General features: G+C 31.6%; 20 protein-coding genes. 11 read left to right on the forward strand and 9 right to left on the reverse strand.

Annotated features, from left to right (window positions below):
• Positions 1-274: 274 nt before the first annotated feature.
• Positions 275-736 (reverse strand): hypothetical protein, encoded by a 462-nt coding sequence (locus tag QWY99_RS12970; RefSeq protein WP_290265886.1) that lies wholly within the window; start codon positions 734-736, stop codon positions 275-277.
• Between the two features lie 933 nt (positions 737-1,669).
• Here QWY99_RS12970 and QWY99_RS12975 point away from each other — a divergent pair.
• A complete protein-coding gene (locus tag QWY99_RS12975) occupies positions 1,670-3,022 on the forward strand; it encodes a DEAD/DEAH box helicase (protein WP_290265887.1) in 1,353 nt (450 codons plus the stop codon).
• Between the two features lie 712 nt (positions 3,023-3,734).
• Here the strand turns inward: QWY99_RS12975 and QWY99_RS12980 are convergent.
• Entirely contained in the window at positions 3,735-4,838 is a 1,104-nt protein-coding gene (locus QWY99_RS12980) for a lactonase family protein (RefSeq protein ID WP_290265888.1), read from the reverse strand.
• A gap of 183 nt (positions 4,839-5,021) precedes the next feature.
• On the opposite strand from QWY99_RS12980, the gene QWY99_RS12985 reads away from it, so the two are divergent.
• The 7 genes from QWY99_RS12985 (at position 5,022) to QWY99_RS13015 (ending at position 12,149) form a co-directional block, all read left to right on the forward strand.
• Positions 5,022-6,950 (forward strand): vWA domain-containing protein, encoded by a 1,929-nt coding sequence (locus QWY99_RS12985; protein ID WP_290265889.1) that lies wholly within the window; start codon positions 5,022-5,024, stop codon positions 6,948-6,950.
• Positions 6,951-7,277: 327 nt separating this feature from the next.
• On the forward strand, positions 7,278-8,534 hold the full coding sequence (locus QWY99_RS12990) for a dihydroorotase (RefSeq protein ID WP_290265890.1): 1,257 nt from the start codon (positions 7,278-7,280) through the stop codon (positions 8,532-8,534).
• Between the two features lie 84 nt (positions 8,535-8,618).
• Positions 8,619-8,945 (forward strand): hypothetical protein, encoded by a 327-nt coding sequence (locus tag QWY99_RS12995; protein ID WP_290268220.1) that lies wholly within the window; start codon positions 8,619-8,621, stop codon positions 8,943-8,945.
• Between the two features lie 58 nt (positions 8,946-9,003).
• Positions 9,004-9,648 carry an alpha/beta hydrolase gene (locus QWY99_RS13000; RefSeq protein ID WP_290265891.1) on the forward strand — a complete coding sequence of 215 codons (645 nt, stop codon included), beginning with the start codon at positions 9,004-9,006 and terminating at the stop codon, positions 9,646-9,648.
• 465 nt (positions 9,649-10,113) lie between these two features.
• Positions 10,114-11,355 carry an alpha/beta hydrolase-fold protein gene (locus tag QWY99_RS13005; protein ID WP_290265892.1) on the forward strand — a complete coding sequence of 414 codons (1,242 nt, stop codon included), beginning with the start codon at positions 10,114-10,116 and terminating at the stop codon, positions 11,353-11,355.
• 33 nt (positions 11,356-11,388) lie between these two features.
• On the forward strand, positions 11,389-11,550 hold the full coding sequence (locus QWY99_RS13010) for a hypothetical protein (protein WP_290265893.1): 162 nt from the start codon (positions 11,389-11,391) through the stop codon (positions 11,548-11,550).
• 29 nt (positions 11,551-11,579) lie between these two features.
• Positions 11,580-12,149 carry a cysteine hydrolase family protein gene (locus QWY99_RS13015; protein ID WP_290265894.1) on the forward strand — a complete coding sequence of 190 codons (570 nt, stop codon included), beginning with the start codon at positions 11,580-11,582 and terminating at the stop codon, positions 12,147-12,149.
• Between the two features lie 150 nt (positions 12,150-12,299).
• On the opposite strand, the gene QWY99_RS13020 is transcribed toward QWY99_RS13015, so the two are convergent.
• From QWY99_RS13020 to QWY99_RS13030, 3 genes are read right to left on the reverse strand one after another with little or no spacing between them, the layout of a single operon-like run.
• On the reverse strand, positions 12,300-12,740 hold the full coding sequence (locus tag QWY99_RS13020) for a hypothetical protein (RefSeq protein ID WP_290265895.1): 441 nt from the start codon (positions 12,738-12,740) through the stop codon (positions 12,300-12,302).
• A gap of 46 nt (positions 12,741-12,786) precedes the next feature.
• Positions 12,787-13,287: a hypothetical protein gene (locus QWY99_RS13025; protein ID WP_290265896.1), complete on the reverse strand. Its 501-nt coding sequence runs from the start codon at positions 13,285-13,287 to the stop codon at positions 12,787-12,789.
• A gap of 13 nt (positions 13,288-13,300) precedes the next feature.
• Entirely contained in the window at positions 13,301-14,065 is a 765-nt protein-coding gene (locus tag QWY99_RS13030; RefSeq protein ID WP_290265897.1) for an MBL fold metallo-hydrolase, read from the reverse strand.
• Positions 14,066-14,161: 96 nt separating this feature from the next.
• Between QWY99_RS13030 and QWY99_RS13035 the strand changes: the two genes are divergently transcribed.
• Positions 14,162-15,622, forward strand: a complete 1,461-nt coding sequence (locus QWY99_RS13035; protein ID WP_290265899.1) for a TonB-dependent receptor — start codon at positions 14,162-14,164, stop codon at positions 15,620-15,622.
• Between the two features lie 304 nt (positions 15,623-15,926).
• Here the strand turns inward: QWY99_RS13035 and bcp are convergent, their stop codons facing one another.
• On the reverse strand, positions 15,927-16,379 hold the full coding sequence (bcp, locus tag QWY99_RS13040; RefSeq protein WP_290265901.1) for a thioredoxin-dependent thiol peroxidase: 453 nt from the start codon (positions 16,377-16,379) through the stop codon (positions 15,927-15,929).
• 229 nt (positions 16,380-16,608) lie between these two features.
• Between bcp and QWY99_RS13045 the strand changes: the two genes are divergently transcribed.
• Entirely contained in the window at positions 16,609-17,286 is a 678-nt protein-coding gene (locus QWY99_RS13045) for an endonuclease III domain-containing protein (RefSeq protein WP_290265902.1), read from the forward strand.
• Positions 17,287-17,376: 90 nt separating this feature from the next.
• Here QWY99_RS13045 and QWY99_RS13050 read toward each other — a convergent pair whose 3' ends face one another.
• The gene (locus QWY99_RS13050; RefSeq protein ID WP_290265905.1) at positions 17,377-17,520 is read right to left on the reverse strand and encodes a hypothetical protein; all 144 of its coding nucleotides are present in this window, start codon (positions 17,518-17,520) and stop codon (positions 17,377-17,379) included.
• 51 nt (positions 17,521-17,571) lie between these two features.
• Positions 17,572-18,156 (reverse strand): RNA polymerase sigma factor, encoded by a 585-nt coding sequence (locus tag QWY99_RS13055; protein ID WP_290265906.1) that lies wholly within the window; start codon positions 18,154-18,156, stop codon positions 17,572-17,574.
• Positions 18,157-18,618: 462 nt separating this feature from the next.
• Between QWY99_RS13055 and uvrA the strand changes: the two genes are divergently transcribed.
• Positions 18,619-21,411 (forward strand): excinuclease ABC subunit UvrA, encoded by a 2,793-nt coding sequence (gene uvrA / locus QWY99_RS13060; RefSeq protein WP_290265907.1) that lies wholly within the window; start codon positions 18,619-18,621, stop codon positions 21,409-21,411.
• A gap of 7 nt (positions 21,412-21,418) precedes the next feature.
• Here uvrA and QWY99_RS13065 read toward each other — a convergent pair whose 3' ends face one another.
• Positions 21,419-21,718: a hypothetical protein gene (locus QWY99_RS13065; protein WP_129537768.1), complete on the reverse strand. Its 300-nt coding sequence runs from the start codon at positions 21,716-21,718 to the stop codon at positions 21,419-21,421.
• Between the last annotated feature and the right edge of the window lie 7 nt (positions 21,719-21,725).

The following is a 21,725-nucleotide window of genomic DNA, read 5'->3' on the forward strand; positions in this document are numbered from 1 at the left end:
TTGCAAACGTATTAGAGATTTCTTTATCTAAACTAGTAGATTTATCTTAATCAATCGAAACATGTCAATTCCTTTTTTAACAATCTAACTTTACCACTAATAGAAAATATCCTTTGCGTCTCTGCGTCTTTGCGAGCCTAATTACACGCAAAGTCGCAAAGACACAGAGACGCAGAGAAAATAAAGTTTGTAAAACACTTCAAAAAATATTTTTGTAGAATGGTACTAACCGCAGATAAACCTAAATCATTGAACCTATTGTGGTTGACTTTAATTAACTACATTCATATTTACTTATACTTTTTCTAAATATATAAAATTGAACTATTATGAATAGTAAGTAAACAAAAGGAAAACCAATCCACCAAACCACTGCAAAAGAATCATAAGGATATAAATCAATTAGAATGTAAATTAAAGCAACTAAAGGTATTCCTATGAAAGTTAGTAATGACAAGAAAAAATTAGTTCGAATAGTTTCTTTTAAATTCAGAAAAAATGCGGTTGAAAAAATAATCATTACAATAGAATATACCAATGTGTAATATAAATTAAAGAGCGTAAATAGAAACTCTAAGATGATTTTAAATAAATTTCCATCGCTTGATTTTAACAGTGTAAAAGCTAATATATAGTAAACCAAAAATAAAATCGCAGTAGAAACTAAATTTAGTAACCAAAATTTGAAAATGTAATTTCTCATGTTTTTATAAGTTGCTTCTTTTTTATAATCCATATAAAGTATTATCTACTTTCCAAACATTTAACCTTTCTGTGCTTAAAAACCGACAAAGCAATATTGATAAAAAGCATAACAATTCCCATCAGAAATAGTACTCCTAAAATACTCGGAATATAAACTTCTTTCCAAATAAATTCAGAACGGTGAGCCAAATAATATTCAAGTTCAAACAATTTTTCATTTTCAGTAGGAAGAATAAAATAGAGAATAGGAATAGTTATGAATATCGAATTTATAAGTGCAAAAAAGTAATTTGAATATTTTTTTGTAAAAAAATAAGATGCAGAAAAAATTGAATAAAAAAAAATAATAAAAATTGAAAAAACAAAAGAGTCAATAACGTAATACGTGTCTTTAATATTTAAGATTTGTGGCTCTTTATGAAAGCATAACCATAAAGCGATACAAAGTGCAATAAGAATAAAAAGTAAGTATATTTTATTTTTTATTTTGATTAGAATTTTAGCTTCCATAAATATAACCCTGCTTTTTTAATATTTAATATTCTACAGCTCAAATATGGCTGATTTACAAAAATTCTCACCATAATTGTTTTCAAAAGTATTCAATAAAAAATATAAAACATCAAAAGCTACTCTTTATTCCCGAATACTTTTCGTACTTATATGAACTATTTAAACGATACTATAAAACGCAAACCCTTTCAAAGGGCTATTTATCCTATTCATTTGTATTTATCAAAACCTCCTATAGCTTTGACCATAAGAACAAAATTTGATTTAAACCTTCACAAAATAAGTACTTTAGTTATAGTGAAATTCGTTTTCATATTCATTGTCTTGAATGTTTTTTAAAAGACTTAAACACTGACTAACAAATCATTACCTATTTAAATTATCAGTTGATTCCAAGAATTTAGTAAACTAACCGCTATTTTAACGTACCTTTGCACAAAATTTAATGCAAATGAGCACTTTCGAGACATTTAATCTTCCTAAATCCGTACAAAAAGCAATAGATGATTTAGGCTTTACATCCCCAACTCCTATTCAGGAAAAAACTTTTTCTGTGATAATGTCTGGTCGTGATATGATGGGAATTGCGCAAACAGGTACAGGTAAAACATTTGCCTATTTATTGCCTTTATTAAAATTATACAAATTTACTCCAGGACATACTCCAAAAATAGTAATTCTTGTCCCTACTCGTGAACTTGTAGTTCAAGTTGTTGAAGAAGTTGAAAAATTAACAAAATACATGTCAGTTCGTACAGTTGGTATTTTTGGTGGAGTTAACATAAACACTCAAAAAACAACCGTTTACCAAGGATGTGATATTCTTGTGGGTACTCCAGGAAGAATTATGGATTTAACATTAGATAATGTTATCCGCTTTGAAGAGATGCAAAAACTGGTAATCGATGAGTTTGACGAAATGCTGAATTTAGGTTTCCGTACGCAATTGACTGCTATCTTAGCTATGATGCCAAGAAAACGTCAAAATATTCTCTTCTCGGCAACCATGACCGATGAAGTCGATGCAATTTTGAATGACTTTTTTGATTTTCCAGAAGAGGTTACTCTTGCAGCATCTGGAACCCCACTTGAAAACATTGAGCAAATCACGTATAACGTTCCTAATTTCAATACTAAAGTAAACTTGTTAAAACACTTGCTACAAAACAACGAAGACATGAGTCGTGTCTTGGTTTTTGTAAACAACAAGAAGATTTCTGACATGCTTCACGATCGTATCGAAGAAGAATTTGAAGGACAGTTTGGCGTAATTCACTCTAACAAATCACAAAATTATCGTTTGACTACCATGGCAGAATTCCAAGAAGGAAATTTGCGAGGGTTAATTACTACAGATATTATGGCGAGAGGTTTGGATATTTCGAATATTACCCACGTAATCAACTTCGAAATGCCAGAATTACCAGAATTGTACATGCACAGAATTGGTCGTACTGGTCGTGCTGATGCAACTGGAACCGCAATAAGCTTTATTTCTCCTCGTGAAGAAGAATCTAAAGTAGAAGTAGAAGTTTTAATGAATACAGAACTTAATATTGCTGAATTCCCTGAGGAAGTAGAAGTTTCGATAAAATTAATCGAGCCTGAAAAAGAAAAACAAGCAGTGAAGTTCTTGATGAAAAAACAAAAACTTTCTGGAGACGGAGCTTTTCATGAAAAAGATAAAAAGAATAAGAAAGTCAACTTAGGAGGACCTTCTAAAACAAAGAAAAAAACGCACGGATCTGTAAACAGAAACATGCTTAAAACAAGAGATAAGAAAAGAAAAGACAAGAATAAGTAGTTTTCTCTTTAAGTTACAAAGGCTCAAAGGTGCTGAGGTTCTAAGTTTTTAAACTTATAATTCTTTTCACTTTTGAGCCTTTTTTAGTCTTAGTCACTCCATCTATATCACTGAAAATCTAGTATTAAATTCTAAAAACTCCAACTATGACTTTCCATTCTTGGACTGCGACTAATTTAGTTCACAGTTTTCAGTTTTTTAGTTACTGAGGCTTTAGGCAACAAAGGTTCAAAGGTTTTCTTTTGATATTTTAAGATATAAAGGCTCAAAGGTGCTGAGGTTCTAAGTTTTTTAAACTTATAATTCTTTTCACTTTTGAGCCTTTTTTAGTCTTAGTCACTCCATCTATATCACTGAAAATCTAGTATTAAATTCTAAAAACTCCAACTATGACTTTCCATTCTTGGACTGCGACTGAAAACTGCGACTAATTTAGTTCACAGTTTTCAGTTTTTTAGTTACTGAGGCTTTAGGCAACAAAGGTTCAAAGGTTTTCTTTTGATATTTTAAGATATAAAGGCTCAAAGGTGCTGAGGTTCTAAGTTTTTAAACTTATAATTCTTTTCACCTTTGAGCCTTTTTTTAGTCTTTGCAACTCTGAACCTTTATCAATCAAAAATTCAACTTTGAATACTGAAAACTTCAACTTTCTGTAACTGTGACTGAAAACTGTGACTGTCACTAGTCTGCGACTGAAAACTGTGACTAAAAACTAGTTAAACACCAAGCACACCGGAGCGCACAATTCAATTCTTTTACCGGTATCTGTTAGTTTGCCTGTAGCTTTATCTCTTTTAAAAACAACAATATTATTAGTGTATTGATGCCCTACTAAAAGAAAATTCCCTGTAGGATCAATAGAAAAATCTCTTGGCCCTTTTCCTAAAGTACTTACTTGCTCTTGTAATTCTAAACCTCCATTTTTAAGAATTTTATACACAGAAATATTATTAGCATCTACACGATCTGAAACATATAAGAATTTACCGTCTGGCGAAATTTTTATAGCTGCTGCTCCTGTTCCACCTTTAAAATCTTTTGGAAGAATACTTGTTTCTGCAATTAGCTTTAAATTTCCTTTTTTATCATAACTAAAAGTCGTTAGAGTAGCATCTAATTCCTGAATTAAATACACAAACTTCCCGTCTTTACTGAATGTTAAATGTCTTGGGCCACTTCCTGCTTTTACATCAACACTTCCTTTTAATGTTAATACTGCATCTTGAGAATTTGGATTGTATTTGTATATAAAAACTTTATCAAGACCTAAATCATTTGATAAAACATATTTCTTATCTGGTGAAAAATAAACCATATGCACATGGGCACCTTCTTGTCTTTGAGGATTAGCGCCACTTCCTGAATGCTGCACAACTTGTTTTGCTTCTGAAATTCCTTCTGCTGTTTTTTTGAATACCGAAATATTTCCACCAGAATAATTAGCAGTAATTACATTTTCTCCATCATTAATTAAATAACAAGGATCTGCTCCCATTGCTTTTTGCTTATTCAAAAAAGAAATCTTTCCTGATTGTGGCTCATATCCAAAAGCACTAACTGTACTTTCTGCACCATTTTCATTAACAGCATAAATAAATTTATTATCTGCAGAAACAGACAAATAACTTGGACTCACAGTGCTTTCAGATTCATTTTTTAATTTAAAATCACCCGAATTGGTATCAAATTCATACACATAGATTCCTTTACTATCACAACTATTAGTATAAGTCCCGACCAATAGATTAACTTTATTTTGCGCCTGAATTCCTGTAACGAATAGAATTAAAAGCAAAACAGCATACGATTTTTTCATTTGTAAAAATTTTATTGAAACGCTAAAATACATAATATCCTTATATTCGTTATGATTAATTTGAACGTTCGAAAAAATATAACAACTTAAGTTAAAACTGCCTGTAAATTTGTATTTTTGACAAACGAAAAATTCAATGAGCTCCATTGAAAACGAAATCAGTGAAGTAAACTAAACTTTAGAATGCATTTTAAACATCCCGAAATTTTATACTTTCTGTTCTTATTGATTGTTCCAATTTTGGTTCATTTATTTCAATTACGACGTTTCAAAAAGTCCTATTTCACTAATGTTCGACTTTTAGCAAAACTCTCTATCCAAACCCGAAAAAGTTCAAAAATCAAGAAATGGCTTTTATTAGCTACACGATTATTGTTGCTTACCTGCCTTATTCTTGCTTTTGCGCAACCCTTTTTTACTGCCAAGGACAGCAAAAATGCCAATAACGAAATGTACATCATTCTCGATAATTCATTTAGTATGCAGGCAAAAGGTAAAAAAGGTGAATTGCTAAAACGTGCCGTTCAAGAATTACTAGAAAACACTCCTGAAAACGCTTCATTTTCTTTACTTACCAACACTGATAATTATTGGAATACCGACATAAAATCGGTTCGTAACTCATTACAAAATCTAAAATATAGTGCAACACCGTTTGAACTAGACAATATAATCGCAAAGGTAAAAGCGCGCAAGTCGGCTTTTAAAAAGGATATTATCATTATCACTGATGCAATTGGACTGGATGAAAAACAATTAAAAAACATCAAATCAGATGACGCCCCATATTTTATAATCTCTAAAGCAGAACAAAAAAATAATGTGGCAATTGATAGTGTTTTTATCAACCAAACACTGGATAACTTTTATGACATCGGTATTAATTTATCAGGCTATGGCGATAACTTTAAGCCTATCTCTATGTCGTTATTCAACAACGATAAGCTTATTGCTAAAACCATTGTAAACTTTGACTCCAAAAATAAAAAAGTCAATTTTACTATTCCAAAACAAGCTTTTCATGGCTATGTTATCATTGAAGATAATGGTTTAGAATATGACAACCGCTTGTATTTTAGCATTTCAGAAACTAAAAAAACGAATGTTATTAGTATTGGAGAACCTGCAAAAAGCAATTTCTTATCTCGTATTTATACTTCTGAGGAATTCAATTATCATAATTTCGATATTCGTTCACTCGATTACAACAGCCTGGATAAGCAAGATGCAATTATCTTAAATGAGTTGGACGAAATTCCACAAGCATTACAAACGACCTTAAAATCATTTGTATCTAAAGGCGGAAACGTTGTTGTTATTCCTTCAGAGAAAATTACTGTTTCCAATATGAATTCATTTTTATCAAATTTTGGTAAAGTACAAATGGGTTCAATTGAGAACAAAGAAAAACTGATTACCAAAATCAACTTTGATCACCCTATATTCTCTGGTGTTTTCGAAAATAAAATAAAGAACTTTCAATATCCGAAAACAAAGAATTCGTATCCAATTACAAGTTCTTATCCATCGGCTTTATCTTATGAAGATCAAAGTGCGTTTCTAACTTCGATACAAAACCAAGTTTCGGCAGTATCAATTTTTTCAGCTCCAATAAACAGCATTAATTCCAATTTTCAGCAATCGCCGTTAATTGTTCCTGTTTTTTATAAAATGGCGCAGAACAATCAGAAATCTGGAATAAATGCAATAACCATTGGTAACAATCAGCCTTATTTTGTTGATGCATTATTATCTAAAGATGCTATTTTAGAAGTAAGAGGAACAGAGGAGCAATTTATTCCGATTCAACAGATTTTAAGTAATAAAGTAAAAATCGTTTTTAACGATTACCCAGAACAAGCTGGTAATTATTCCATCTATAATAAAAAAGAAGCGTTAGAAAACGTAAGTTTTAATTACAAACGAAGTGAAAGCGATTTGAGTCAGATTAACACTAATCTAATCTCTGATTATAAAACTGCCGATACGATTTCGACTATTTTTAACACCTTACAAACAGAGCGAACCGACAATGAAATTTGGAAATGGTTTGTTATCTTTGCATTGTTTTTTATAGTCTCAGAAATGGCTATTATTCGATTCGTAAAGTAAAACTTGAGTTTTGTTTTTAATTAAGAATAAACGTTAGATGTAATTTGTAAAATGACATCTAACACATAGAAACATAGTTCCAATAGCTATCGAAATAAATTCGATGATTAAAGGTGTTTCAAAAAAATTATATTTTTTCACATAGCTTATGTGATTTATTTTAAGTGAAACGTCTTTACTAGAGTTTGTAAACTATGCTTCTATGTGTTAAAAGGATATATATCCAACAGGTTAAAGAATATAGTAAGTTTTAATTTTTAGCATAAGGCTAAAAGTACTTTCTTGTAAAAAAAGGATTTTGTGTTTGAATAAAATAAATACCTATATATGAAAATAATCATCAGAGAAGCAAAAATTATTGATTCTAAAAGTCCATTTCACAACAAGACTGCAGATATTTTAATTAAAGATGGTTTAATCCAAAAAATAGGAACTTCACTTCCTAATACTGAAAATGCCGAAGAGGTAAAACTCGATAATTTACACATTTCACAAGGATGGTTTGATAGTAGCGTTTCGCTTGGAGAACCAGGTTACGAAGACCGTGAAACAATCTCAAACGGATTGAATGTAGCAGCAAAAAGCGGTTTTACTGCCATTGCTTTACAACCCAACTCCTACCCGATTATCGATAACCAATCGCAAGTAAATTTTGTAAAAAACAAAGCAAATGGTTTTGCTACTGAACTTTTCCCTATTGGAGCTTTGACTAAAGCTAGCGAAGGAAAAGATATGGCTGAATTATTTGACATGAAAAAAACCGGAGCAGTCGCTTTTGGTGATTACAATAAAAGCCTTGACAATGCCAATTTGCTTAAAATAGCACTGCAATATGTACAAGATTTTGATGGTTTAGTGATTGCTTATTCGCAAGATCAAAACATTAAAGGAAATGGTGTTGCTAATGAAGGAATCGTTTCAACAAGATTAGGTTTAAAAGGAATCCCAAATCTTGCTGAAGAATTACAAATTGTTCGCAATTTATTCTTATTAGAATATACTGGTGGTAAACTACATATTCCAACAATCTCAACTGCCAAATCGGTTCAATTAATTAAAGATGCTAAAGCAAAAGGACTAAACGTAACATGTAGTGTTGCTGTTCATCATTTGGTGTTAACGGATGAGAAACTAGAAGGTTTTGATACTCGCTTTAAAGTTTCTCCTCCTTTGCGAACTGAAATCGACAGACAAGCATTACTTAAAGGTGTTTTAGACGGAACTATTGATATGATTACTTCTGATCACAACCCAATAGATGTCGAATTCAAAAAAATGGAGTTTGATATGGCAAAAAATGGTACAATAGGATTAGAAAGTGCTTTTGGTGCTTTAACAACTGTATTACCTTTAGAAACTATAATCGAAAAACTAACATTAGGAAGATCCGTTTTTGGAATCGAAAATGATACGATTACAGAAGGTTCTAAAGCAAACATCACCTTATTTAATCCTAAAGGAGAAACTGCTTTCGCAAAAGCGAACATCCTATCTAAATCTAAAAACTCGGCCTTTTTAGGCACTCAATTACAAGGTTCGGTTTACGGAATTGTAAATCAGAGTCAACTGGTTTTAAAAAAATAAAGAAGAAATAAGCCTAACTTTTCGATGAATGAGAAATCATTTTAATCATCGTAATCAATGGCAAAAACAAATACAAACACAAGAATGAACAACTCAATCGAAGAAGGAAAAACTCCCGCTATAACAAGCTATATTTTAATTATTGGTGTTTTAATCGCAATGTCGATGAACTCTGAAAACAAAAATAGTTTTGCCTCTTTTCATATTCGTCAAGCCTTAGGATTATCGCTAACATTTATTTCATTTGGACTTATCATCAGTAACTTTGATAGTTTCATGATTACTTTTCCAATGTGGATTTGTATCTCAGTTTTATGGACATACGGTATTTTTAGCGCCATCAAAGGAGAAACTAAACCTGTACCTTTAGTTGGTGCACTTTTTCAAAAATGGTTTAAAAACATCGGTTAATTTTCAAAACCGATAACTGTATTTTACCATTTACAACTCACAATTTACCTTAAAAAAAATGAACTTATCTTTAGAATATAAAATAAGAGAACCAAAAGTTATCTTAGACAAAAACCCAGTACTATTATTACTTCACGGATACGGTAGCAACGAAGAGGATTTATTCTCTTTTGCAACTGAACTTCCAGATAATTATTATGTCATTTCTGCAAGAGCTCCTTATGACTTACAATACAATAGTTATGCTTGGTACGCAATTAATTTTGATGCCGATCAAAACAAATTTTCAGATAACGAGCAAGCTAAAACATCACGTGACATGATTGCAAGTTTTGTTGACGAATTAGTAGCTAATTATCCTATTGACGCTAATAATGTTACTTTGATTGGTTTTAGCCAAGGATCTATTCTAAGTTATGCTGTAGCACTTTCTTATCCTGAAAAAATTCAAAGAGTAGTTGCAATGAGTGGCTACTTTAATCATGAAATAATTAAAGAAGGTTTTGAGAAAAATGATTTCAAAAATCTAAAAATATTTGCTTCTCACGGAACTGTAGATCAAGTTATTCCAATTGATTGGGCTAGAAAAACTCCTGCTATCTTAGAAAAACTAAACATTCCTGTTACCTACAAAGAATATCCTGTTGGTCATGGAGTTGCTCCTCAGAATTTCTTTGATTTTAAAAATTGGTTAGCGCAGTAGTTTTTTCTCTTTTTAATCAACAACAATAAACACAATAATGGAAATAGAAAATTTAAAGGACTTCATTCTTCCACTAGTATTAATCGGTTTTGGTCTTTTTATAAAAAACACTAAAAATCCAAACTTCCAATCTTCAAGAAAATTTTGGAAAATATTATTTATTTTGGGAATGCTAAATTTAGTAATGAAGTTGTTTTTAATGTTTTATCTTTAATTACAGATTAAGAATATAACAGTAAGATTTCATTTTTACAATTCAAATAGTAATAGTAAACTTTTACTATATAAACATAGCTTTAAATATAAAAGGTTTTAGACATTATTATCTAAAACCTTTTTTGCATTTAATAAACCATTAAATAAACTTGACCTAGGCATAATACCAGTAGCGATAACAAAGATTTAACTACATTATCCTGTAACAAATAGCAAAGAGTGAGACAAATAAAGCAAACTATATAACCTATGAAACAATTATTCTTTTCGGTGCTTTTTATTGGTTTTTCGTTACTTGCAAAAGCTCAAACCGAAAACAAGATTACTATTGGTACAATTGAAACTATTCATTCCAAGATTTTAAATGAAGATAGAAAAGTTTGGATATACGTTCCTGATGGTTATATAAAAGATGCTCCCAAAACAGAACAATATCCTGTTGTTTACCTATTAGATGGGAATAGTCATTTCACCTCTGTTGTAGGTATGATTGAGCAATTAAGTACAATGAACGGAAACACAATTTGTCCAAAAATGATTGTAGTAGGAATATTGAATACTGATAGAAATCGAGATTTAACGCCTACCCATATAGAATCAGATTTACCAATGATGAATGCAGAAGGAAGTAAAACTACTGGCGGAAACGAAAACTTCATTGCTTTTATCCAAAAAGAATTAATGCCTTACGTAGAAACCAATTATCCTACTGCACCATACAAAATGCTCATCGGACACTCTTTTGGCGGTTTAACTGCGATAAATATACTTGCCAATCACACAAATCTTTTCAATTCTTATGTAGCCATTGATCCAAGCATGTGGTGGGATAAACAAAAATTCCTTGAAAAAAGTAAAAAAACATTTACTGATAAAAAATTCAAAAATACTAGTTTGTTTATAGGAATTGCCAATACAATGGAAACTGGAATGGATACCATTAGAGTAAAAAAGGACACGACTCAAGGCACAAGACACATTCGTGCTATATTTGAATTAGCCAATACTTTAAAGAAGAACAAACAAAACCAGTTAAACTTTCAATACAAATATTACGACAATGACAATCATGGTTCGGTACCTTTAATTGCCGAATATGATGCGCTTCGTTTTATATTTAGTTTTTACAAATTAAACTTGGGCTTCAGTGATTTTACAGATGCTAGTCTCAATTTTCCTTTAAAAATAGAAAAGCATTATCAAAATGTATCAGAAAAAATGGGGTACAAAGTTTTACCTCCCGAAGGCGCTATAAACAATTATGCTTATATGGCACTAAGCTTAAAAAACTTAGCTCAAGCCGAATATTTCTTCAAATTAAACGTAAAATATTACCCCGACAGCTTTAATGTCTATGATTCTTTAGGCGATTATTACAAAGAAATCGGAGATAAAACCAATGCAATAAGCTATTACAAAAAAACGTTATCAATCAACAAGGAAAACACCGAAACGAAACAAAAACTAGAGGAACTTGAAAAGGCGAAATAACATATTCTAATTCCATTTAAAAATATAAGAACAATGGCAAGTAAGTTAAACGCAGTATGGCATAAAGAAAATAAAATACCGAAAAATCCAACTTTTGAACAACGGATGGAATGGCATCTTTTACATCAGAAGAACTGTACATGCCGACCAATTCCTAAAAAACTAGCCGAAGAAATAAAAAAAAGAGGATTATAATTTTAAGCAACAACACAACAAACTATAAAATGAAAATATCTAAACTCGACAATCCGGCATTAATCTTAATTGATATTCAAAAAGGTTTCGACAATGTAGAATATTGGGGAAAAGAACGTAATAATTTAAATGCGGAGCAAAATGCTGGTGAACTTCTTGAAATATGGAGAAATAACAAATTACCAATATTTCATATCCAACATTGTTCTTCTAATCCTGATTCAATACTTCATGAAACCAATCCAGGTAATGCATTTAAAGAAATCGTTAAACCAAATCCTGGAGAAACTGTTATCCAAAAAAATGTAAACAGCGCCTTTATTGGCACCGATTTAAAAGAACAACTTGATGAAGCTAAAATTGATACTCTTGTAATAGTAGGTTTAACAACCGATCATTGTGTATCTACAACTACAAGAATGGCTGGGAATTTTGGATACAACACCTTTTTAATCTCTGATGCAACAGCCACTTTTAATAAAACAGGACTGAATGGTCAGCAATTTAGCGCCGAAATCATTCACGAGACTGCTCTTGCTAGTTTAAACGAGGAATTTGCTCAAGTAGTAACTACCGATTTTATAAAACAGAATTTTTAAATGCGAAATGCTGTTTCTGAAATGTGAGATGTAACTATGAAACGAGTGAATCTTAAAATCATAAAAAACAAGAAAGGCGAGAATTACTTCCGCCTTTCTTGTTTTTTTATATTCTATAATCTGCAAACTGTAACTAGATACAATAAGCTTTTATTCGCCTGTATAAATAATTTCACCTGCTTTTTTAAGCACGTAGCCTTTCCAAGGAATTAATTCCAGATCACCATTTATCCAAGGTTCTCCTTCGGCTTTACGCTCTAACATAATGGTCTCTTTTTGTGTATCTAGAAAAAGTTCGGCTTTGTTCCCGTCTTTTTCAAAAATAACATAAGCAACAGTCGAATACGTTTTCCCATCTTTGGCGTGTTCTAACTTTGTTCCAACTTCAAAAATTCGTACACATTCCTTCTTAATCTCAGACCAAGTGTAACCTGCTGAAGCTTTACATCCATGAGCATCTGAATCTCCCCCAACCATAACATCTGGTTTTGTTTCTTCTGTAGTTACCTTAATCGTTTCTTCCTGTGAAACTTTTTTTGCACAAGAAAATGAAAGCCCAATAATAATCGAAAATAAAAATACTTTTTTCATTTGTTCTATTTATTAGTTGTTACAATTATTACACTGCTAGAAAATCTTATTTTTGATATAACAACGATTGATTCACTTCAAAAGTAACACTTCCATCATTGTTGATAAAGTATTTCAACAAAACTTCCCCCCACGTTTCTCCATCACTAAAATCAGCAATAATCCATCTATGGTTCAATACTTTAACTTTATTGATGATAAATTTATTTACTCCTATTTGGTCTTGTCCAGTATATGGATTCCCTTTCGGATTAGCATTAAGATCCATTAATTTCTCTGTAACCAATGGGATTATTTGCTCATACTTAATTGTTTTTGAAGCAGTTTCCGAATCAAAATAATTCTGCGCGTTTTGATTGTTTTCTAACGAGAAATAGTTTGCTTCACTTAATTTATTCTCTACTAAATTTAAACTATCTCTAAGTTTTTTGGTCGTTTTTACATAACGTTCCTGTTCAAACTTTACTTCTTTACTATAAAACATATAGGTAAAAATATTCATAAGTATCGCAATGATAAATAGGTAAAGCAATAAGGATTTTTTCATTTTTATAATATAATTAAATTGTGATTTCTAAATTATCATACGCTAGAAAAACATTTTTAGGAAGCTTTTTTTGTACCTCTTCATGAAATCCTAATACGTGACTAATATGAGTTAAATAAGCCACTTCTGGCTGAACCAAAGTTATAAAATCTAGCGCTTCTTGCAAATTAAAATGTGTGTCATGTGGCTCTACACGTAAAGCATTTATCACTAATACTTTTAGATTTTTTAATTTATCAATTTCAGCTTCTTCTATAGTTTTTACATCTGTTAAATAGGCAAAATCATCTATTCGATAACCAAAAACCTGCAAATCACCGTGCATCACATTTACTGGTATTGCCATTTTATTTCCCACTGCAAATGGTTCGTTATTGACAACCTCAATTGTTTTTACTGATGGCGCTCCTGGATATTTATTCACCGTTTCGAATACGTAATCAAAACGTTTTTTTAAATTATCTATGACACGTTGATGTGCATAAATTGGCATTTCGCCTTGTCTAAAATTAAACGGACGTATATCATCCAATCCTGCAGTATGATCGGCATGCTCATGTGTAAATAAAATTGCATCTAATTTCTGGCAATTACAAGCCAGCATTTGTTGTCTAAAGTCAGGACCGCAATCGATAACATAGGAATGGTTATCCCAACTAATCCAAATAGACACACGCAGTCTTTTATCCTTAGTATCAGTGCTTTTGCATACAGGATGATCAACCCCAATAATAGGAATGCCTTGTGATGTACCTGTACCTAAAAAATATACCTTCAATTGTACTTTGATTTTTTTACAAAAATAGGATTAATTATCTTTCATTAGAAACCTAATTCACTAACTTTGTAACAAATCAGCCATATTTAAAATAAAATGGGTATAGAAATAAAACTTAAGGGCGACAAAGTGATCGCTCAGATACCATCTATAAAGGACAAAGCACTACGAATTAATCTAAATGAAAACATCTACGGAACCTTTGCAGAGATTGGTGCTGGACAAGAAACCGTAAGACATTTTTTTAGATCTGGTGGTTCATCTGGAACAATTGCGAAAGCAATGTCTGCTTACGATAAAGATTTCAGCGATGCCATTTACGGAATTGAAAGTGATGGCCGCTATGTTACTGAAGAGAGATTAAAAAAAATGTTGACTCTTGAAGGTCAAATAATCGAAGAGCGTCTAAGCAGGGAAAAGCATCCAACTAAACTTTTCTTTAGCTATGCCAATACTGTTGCAACAATCGACTTTGCAAAACAATTTAAAGGCCACGGTTGGGTTGGAATAAGATACCAAATTGAACCCGATGAAGCATACAACGAAATTATACTTCACATACGTTTTAAAGAAACTGATGCCCGATTACAACAAGAAACTTTAGGAATCCTTGGAGTAAACTTAATTTACGGAGCATTCTATAAATATAATGACCCTAAAAGATTACTTCGTTACTTATACGACCATCTAGACAAGGATCAACTTGAAATTGATACAATTAACTTTTCTGGCCCTCGATTTGCTGATGTAGATAATCGTTTGATTAGCTTACAATTGGTAAAAAACGGAATGACAGATGCCGTAATGTTTAATCCAGAAGGTAAAAACATTCTTCCTGCTGCCATTTTATACAAAAAGAACATTCTTGCTTTACGCGGCAGTTTTCGTCCTGTAACTAAGGTTAATATGGACATGTACGAGAAATCATTAAAAATGTTTCTCGAAGAAAGCAAAGTCGAAAAAGAAAATACACTGGTAATTTTCGAAATCACACTATCTAACCTTCGTTCTGACGGAGAAATTGATGAGCGCGATTTTATGGATAGAGCCGAATTGCTTTGTTCATTAGGTCAAACTGTAATGATTTCGAACTTCCAAGAATACTATAAAGTAGTCGAATATTTTGCTAATTATACCAAAGCCCGAATGGGATTGGCAATGGGAGTTAACAATCTTGTAGACATCTTCGATGAAAAATACTACCGTCATTTAAGTGGAGGTATCCTTGAAGCTTTCGGAAAATTATTCTACCGAGACATGAAAGTATTCTTATATCCAATGATTGATGAAGACGGTACAATTATGAACTCGACTAACTTGAAAGTTCATCCTAGAATGAAAGAATTGTATAAATTCTTTAAATTCAACGGAAAAGTAATTGATGTTGCTGATTTCGATCCTCATACTCTAGAAGTATTCTCTAGGGAGGTACTAAAAATGATTAGCCAAGGCAAACCTGGATGGGAACCAATGCTTCCAAAAGGTATTGCTGAAATAATTAAAGAACATCACTTATTTGGTTACGAACCGAATAGAATCTTAAACGAATCTAATTAATTTTTTTTAAGTAGCTAAGTTACTTAGAAACTAAGGTTCTAAGAAGTTTAGATATAATACAAAGGCATCAGTTTTTTAGCTGATGCCTTTTTTTGTGAAAGGATTTTACCTATAGTAATTCTGTTTTAGAAATAACAATCTCAATGACAATATCAATATCAATATCAATAAAAATGACAATGCAAATAGAAATTACAAACCGAAACTAAATACTGAGCCCTGAAACTGAATACTGAATACTGAAACTGAATACTGAGACTGAATACTGAGACTGAATACTGAGACTAAATACTGAGACTAAAAATTATTTCAATATCTGTGCAGCGTGTTCTTTGGTTTTTACTTTTGTGATTATATCCTCTACAATTCCTTCTTCATTTATTACAAATGTAGTTCTGTGAATTCCATCATATTCTCTTCCCATGAACTTTTTAGGTCCCCAAACTCCAAATGCCTCAATTACCGATTTGTCTTCATCGGCTAGTAAAGGAAACGGAAAGTTGTTTTTTTCCTTGAATTTAGCTTGCGCTTTTTGTGCATCGGCACTAACTCCTAAAAGGGCATAATTATTAGCCTGAAAGCGTTCAAAATTATCCCTTAAATCACAAGCCTCGGCTGTACAACCTGGAGTACTCGCTTTTGGATAAAAGAAAACTACTAATTTTTTACCAGCATAATCGGCTAATTTATGTATGTTACCATCTTGGTCTATACCTGAAAAATTTGGTGCTTTATCTCCTACTTGTAATGTTGTCATATTTATTGGATTATTAGATTGTTAGACTTGCTTAGATATTTAGATTGCTAGAATGTTAGATTATTTAACTGTTAGACTACTCATTTTTTTGATTTTTAATTACAACAATACTTAATACTTAATACTTAATACTTAATACTTAATACTTAAAAACATGGAGCTGTAACTAAAATCTGAATTAGGCTTCTCTTAAAAATTGTATTATTTTTACGGGATTAAATTTACGGAAATGAACAAACAAGAACGGGTAACTTTTGTTATAAATACGTTAAAAGAATTATATCCAACTATCCCTGTGCCTCTTGACCACAAGGATCCCTATACTTTATTGATTGCTGTATTATTATCGGCTCAATGCACTGATGTTCGTGTCAATCAAATTACACCAATACTATTTGCAAAGGCTGATAATCCGTATGATATGGTAAAAATGACTGTTGAAGAAATTCGTGATATTATTCGCCCTTGTGGATTATCACCTATGAAATCTAAAGGTATTCATGGTTTGTCGCAAATTCTGATTGATAAACATGGTGGTGAGGTTCCGCAGAGTTATGAATATTTAGAAGAATTGCCTGCAGTAGGTCATAAAACAGCTGGTGTTGTGATGTCTCAAGCCTTTGGTGTTCCTGCATTCCCTGTAGACACTCATATTCATAGATTAATGTACCGATGGAATTTATCTAACGGAAAAAATGTAACACAAACTGAGAAAGATGCTAAACGCCTTTTTCCTGAAGAAGTTTGGAATGATTTACATCTTGAAATTATATGGTATGGCCGAGAATATTCTCCTGCTCGTGGTTGGGATCTTGAAAAAGACATCATTACAAAAACCATTGGAAGAAAATCGGTGATAGATGATTATTATGAAAGTCAAGCTCCTAAAAAGCAAAAAAATCACTAATTGCTTACTGCATTTAGTGATTTTTTTATCAAACGACCAATTTGATTAATTCATTTACTTTCAAAACATCCGACAAGTATTGTGGGCTGTTTAATTAGCTATAATCTCAAAACTATTTTCGTTTATCTTTACTACTGTTAATGCTTGTGAATAGCTTAATAAAAAAGAAACGACTTCTTTGTTGGGTTTCAAGTTTGTAGTAACTGTTGTTTTTTTTGAGTAAATTTTTGCCATGCTAATAAATGTTTGTTTATATAACAACGGACTATTACTCAGTTTAGTATATCAATTAGTTAAAATAATTTGATGTTTTTCTATAATTTTTCTAATATTCATTAGTGCATATCTCATTCTTCCAAGAGCTGTATTAATGCTAACTCCTGTAACCTCAGATATCTCTTTAAAACTCATATCCTGATACATACGCATCACAAGTACTTCTTTTTGATCATTTGGGAGTTCTTCTATCAACTTTTTCAAGTCAACTTCAACTTGATCCATAATCATTTTATTTTCGATTGTTAAAGTATCATCTGACATGATAGAGAATATCGAAAATTCTTCCGTTTCTCTATACATTGGCATTTTCTTTGTTTTTCGATAATGATCTACAATTAAGTTATGCGATATACGCATTACCCACGGCAAGAATTTACCTTCTTCGTTATATGAGTTACTTTTTAAAGTCTTGATTACTTTTATGAATGTATCCTGAAAAATATCATTTGAGATATCTCTGTCTGCTATTTTTGAATATATAAATCCATAAATCTTTGATTCATGTCTTTTTATCAATGTTGACAAAGCACTTTCGTTACCATCAACATAGTTTCTCACCAATAGAGCGTCAGGAATTTGCAGATTAGCCATAATACTACCTTTTAGTTTTAATTTGAAATTTGGGTAATTTTCTAAAAAGTAATTTTACTGTATAGGCTACTGATTTTTAAAGTGTTAATTAATTGTTCAAATTTAACAAATATTTTATTTAAAAAGCAAATTAAATTAAGAATAATTACCAACAAAATCAGAAAAACATTAAATAAAAATCAGCAATTCAGACAAAAACGGTAAAAAACAATAAATCACACCCCTCCTCTTAACAGTTAAATAAAAACCTAAACCACACAAAACAAGCCAGTTAAACTTTAATAATCTTTATTTTACATTATCTCTTATTATCACCTCTAATACAATTGATTATAGATTACTAAAAAAATATCAGTACAGATTGAAAAAAAAATATTCCATCGTTTTTAAGATAAATTGAGCACTTATCCTTAACACAACTCAAATGAAAATTGACTACTTTTGTGGAAATTGATTTTTTGTATGCAAATTGACCTTTCTACACTCGACCCAAAAAAAAATATCATCATTAAAGGTGCTCAGGTACATAATTTAAAAAATGTAGATGTTGCCATTCCAAGAAACAAACTCGTTGTTATTACGGGCCTTTCCGGCTCTGGTAAATCAAGTTTGGCTTTTGATACTTTGTATGCTGAAGGGCAACGCCGTTATGTAGAAAGTCTTTCGTCGTATGCGCGTCAGTTTTTAGGTCGTTTAGACAAACCAAAAGTTGAATATATTAAAGGAATTGCTCCTGCAATTGCGATTGAGCAAAAAGTTAACACTACCAATGCGCGTTCGACAGTAGGAACTTCTACTGAAATTTACGATTATGTAAAATTACTTTTCGCAAGAATAGGTCGTACCTACTCGCCTATTTCTGGTCAAGAAGTTAAAAAAAATACGGTTACCGATGTTGTTACCGATGTAAAAAGCTTTGAGCTAGACAGTAAATGGTTGCTTCTTGCTCCTATTCATCTTGAAAAAGGGAGAAAATTAGAAGACAAACTTAATGTTCTATTGCAACAAGGATTTGCTCGTATCCTAATTGATAACGAAATGGTTCGTTTAGATGAGTTTGCTTCTTCGCTTAACACTAAAAAGAAACAGGATATTTTATTAATCATTGATAGAATAGTTGTAAAGGAAGAAGAGGAATTTTACAATCGTCTTTCTGATGCTGTTCAAACTGCCTTTTTTGAAGGAAAAGGAATTTGTTACTTACAAGAATTAAAAACCAATAAAAGATTCAGTTATTCTAATAATTTTGAGTTAGACGGAATTACTTTTTTAGAACCTAATCCGCATTTATTCAGTTTCAACAACCCATATGGAGCTTGCCCAGCTTGCGAAGGATACGGAAATATTATTGGTATTGATGCCGATTTAGTTGTTCCTAACACCTCTTTATCTATTTATGAAAATGCCATTTATCCTTGGCGCGGTGAAAGCATGGGATGGTTTCGTGATCAATTGGTAAATAATTCTCATAAGTTTGACTTCCCTATACACAAACCTTACTTTCAATTAACTGAGGAACAAAAAGAGCTAATATGGAAAGGAAATCAATATTTTGAAGGTCTAAATGATTTCTTCAAAGAACTAGAAGAGAAAAACTATAAAATACAAAATAGAGTAATGCTTTCGCGTTACCGTGGAAAAACAAAATGTCATGTTTGCAAAGGGAAGCGTTTAAGAGTAGAAGCTTCTTATGTGAAAATAAATGGAAAAACGGTTTCTGATTTAGTCGATTTACCAATTCAACATTTAGTTACTTTTTTCAATGAAATTGACCTTAATGTTTATGAGCAGCAAATCGCAAAACGATTATTAGTCGAAATCAATAATAGACTATCCTTTTTAACTGAAGTAGGATTGTCTTATCTTACCTTAAATAGAAATTCTTCGACTCTTTCTGGAGGAGAATCACAACGTATCAATCTAGCAACTTCTTTAGGAAGCAGCCTAGTTGGTTCTATGTATATCCTTGACGAACCAAGTATTGGTTTGCACCCAAAAGACTCTGAACGATTAATAAAAGTATTATTATCTCTTCGAGATTTAGGTAATACCGTAATTGTTGTGGAGCATGATGAAGACATCATGAAAGCTGCTGATATGATTATAGATATTGGACCAGAAGCTGGAACATTTGGAGGGGAATTGGTAGCTCAAGGAACCTATGACGAAATATTAAAATCATCTTCACTAACAGCTAAATACCTTAATGGAGATTTAGAAATAGCAGTTCCTAAACACCGACGAAAATCTAAAAACTACATACAAGTTATAGGCGCTAGAGAAAATAACCTAAAAAATATTGATGTTACATTTCCATTAGATGTTTTAACTGTAATTACAGGCGTTTCTGGTAGCGGAAAAAGTACGTTGGTTAAGAAGATTTTATTTCCTGCTATTCAGAAAAAATTAGACAATGCAGCAGAAAAAGCGGGTCAGTTTACCGAAATAAAAGGCTCTTTTTCGCAAATAAAGCATATCGAATATGTAGATCAAAATCCTATTGGAAGAAGTTCTCGTTCTAATCCGGTAACCTACATAAAGGCTTACGATGACATTAGAGAACTATATGCTAAAGAAAAATTATCAAAAATAAGAGGCTATCAAGCCAAACACTTTTCTTTTAACGTAGATGGTGGAAGATGCGAAACGTGTAAAGGAGAAGGGTCTATTAACGTCGAAATGGTCTTTATGGCCGATGTGCAATTACCATGTGAAACTTGCGGAGGAAAACGTTTTAAGAAAGAAGTTTTAGAGATTACTTTTGATAACAAAAACATCAATGATGTCTTAACGATGACAATTGATGACGCAATTAGTTTCTTTGCAGCAAATAATCAAACTAAAATTACTCAAAAATTACAGCCTTTACAAGATGTAGGTTTAGGATATGTACAATTAGGACAGTCTTCATCTACACTTTCTGGTGGTGAAGCACAACGTATTAAATTGGCTTCATTCTTGGTAAAAGGAGCTACAAAAGACAAAGCTTTATTTGTTTTTGATGAGCCTACAACTGGACTTCATTTTCATGATATCAAGAAATTAATGGCTTCGTTTGATGCATTGATTGACAAAGGGCACTCTATAATAGTAATTGAGCACAATCTTGACCTAATAAAATGTGCTGATTGGATTATCGATTTAGGCCCTGAAGGTGGGGAAAATGGTGGGGAATTATTAGCAGAAGGAATCCCAGAAGATATCGTTAAGATAAAAAAATCTATAACTGGTATCTACTTAAAAGAAAAATTATAATAGTAACTTATTCGTGATAACATTTATCTTCAAAAGGAATCCCATCTTCATCGATGGCGACTAATATCTTTTTGTTTTTAGATGACTCTATGGTTAGGTACAACCAAGCTACAGACCATAATCCAAATGTTAGACAACAAATAAGAAAATTAAAACTATGATCAACCACTCTTTCCCCTTTTGATAAAACAGCAAAAAGCATTTCATCATTTCGCTCTTCTAAAATAAAACCGTTATGAATTTTATTTGATATTATATTTGAGAATATTTTTAAACTTTCTTCTTGAGTAAATTGTGGGCTTTTCATAATCATA

It is taken from the genome of Flavobacterium branchiarum (assembly GCF_030409845.1).
Lineage (GTDB): Bacteria > Bacteroidota > Bacteroidia > Flavobacteriales > Flavobacteriaceae > Flavobacterium > Flavobacterium branchiarum.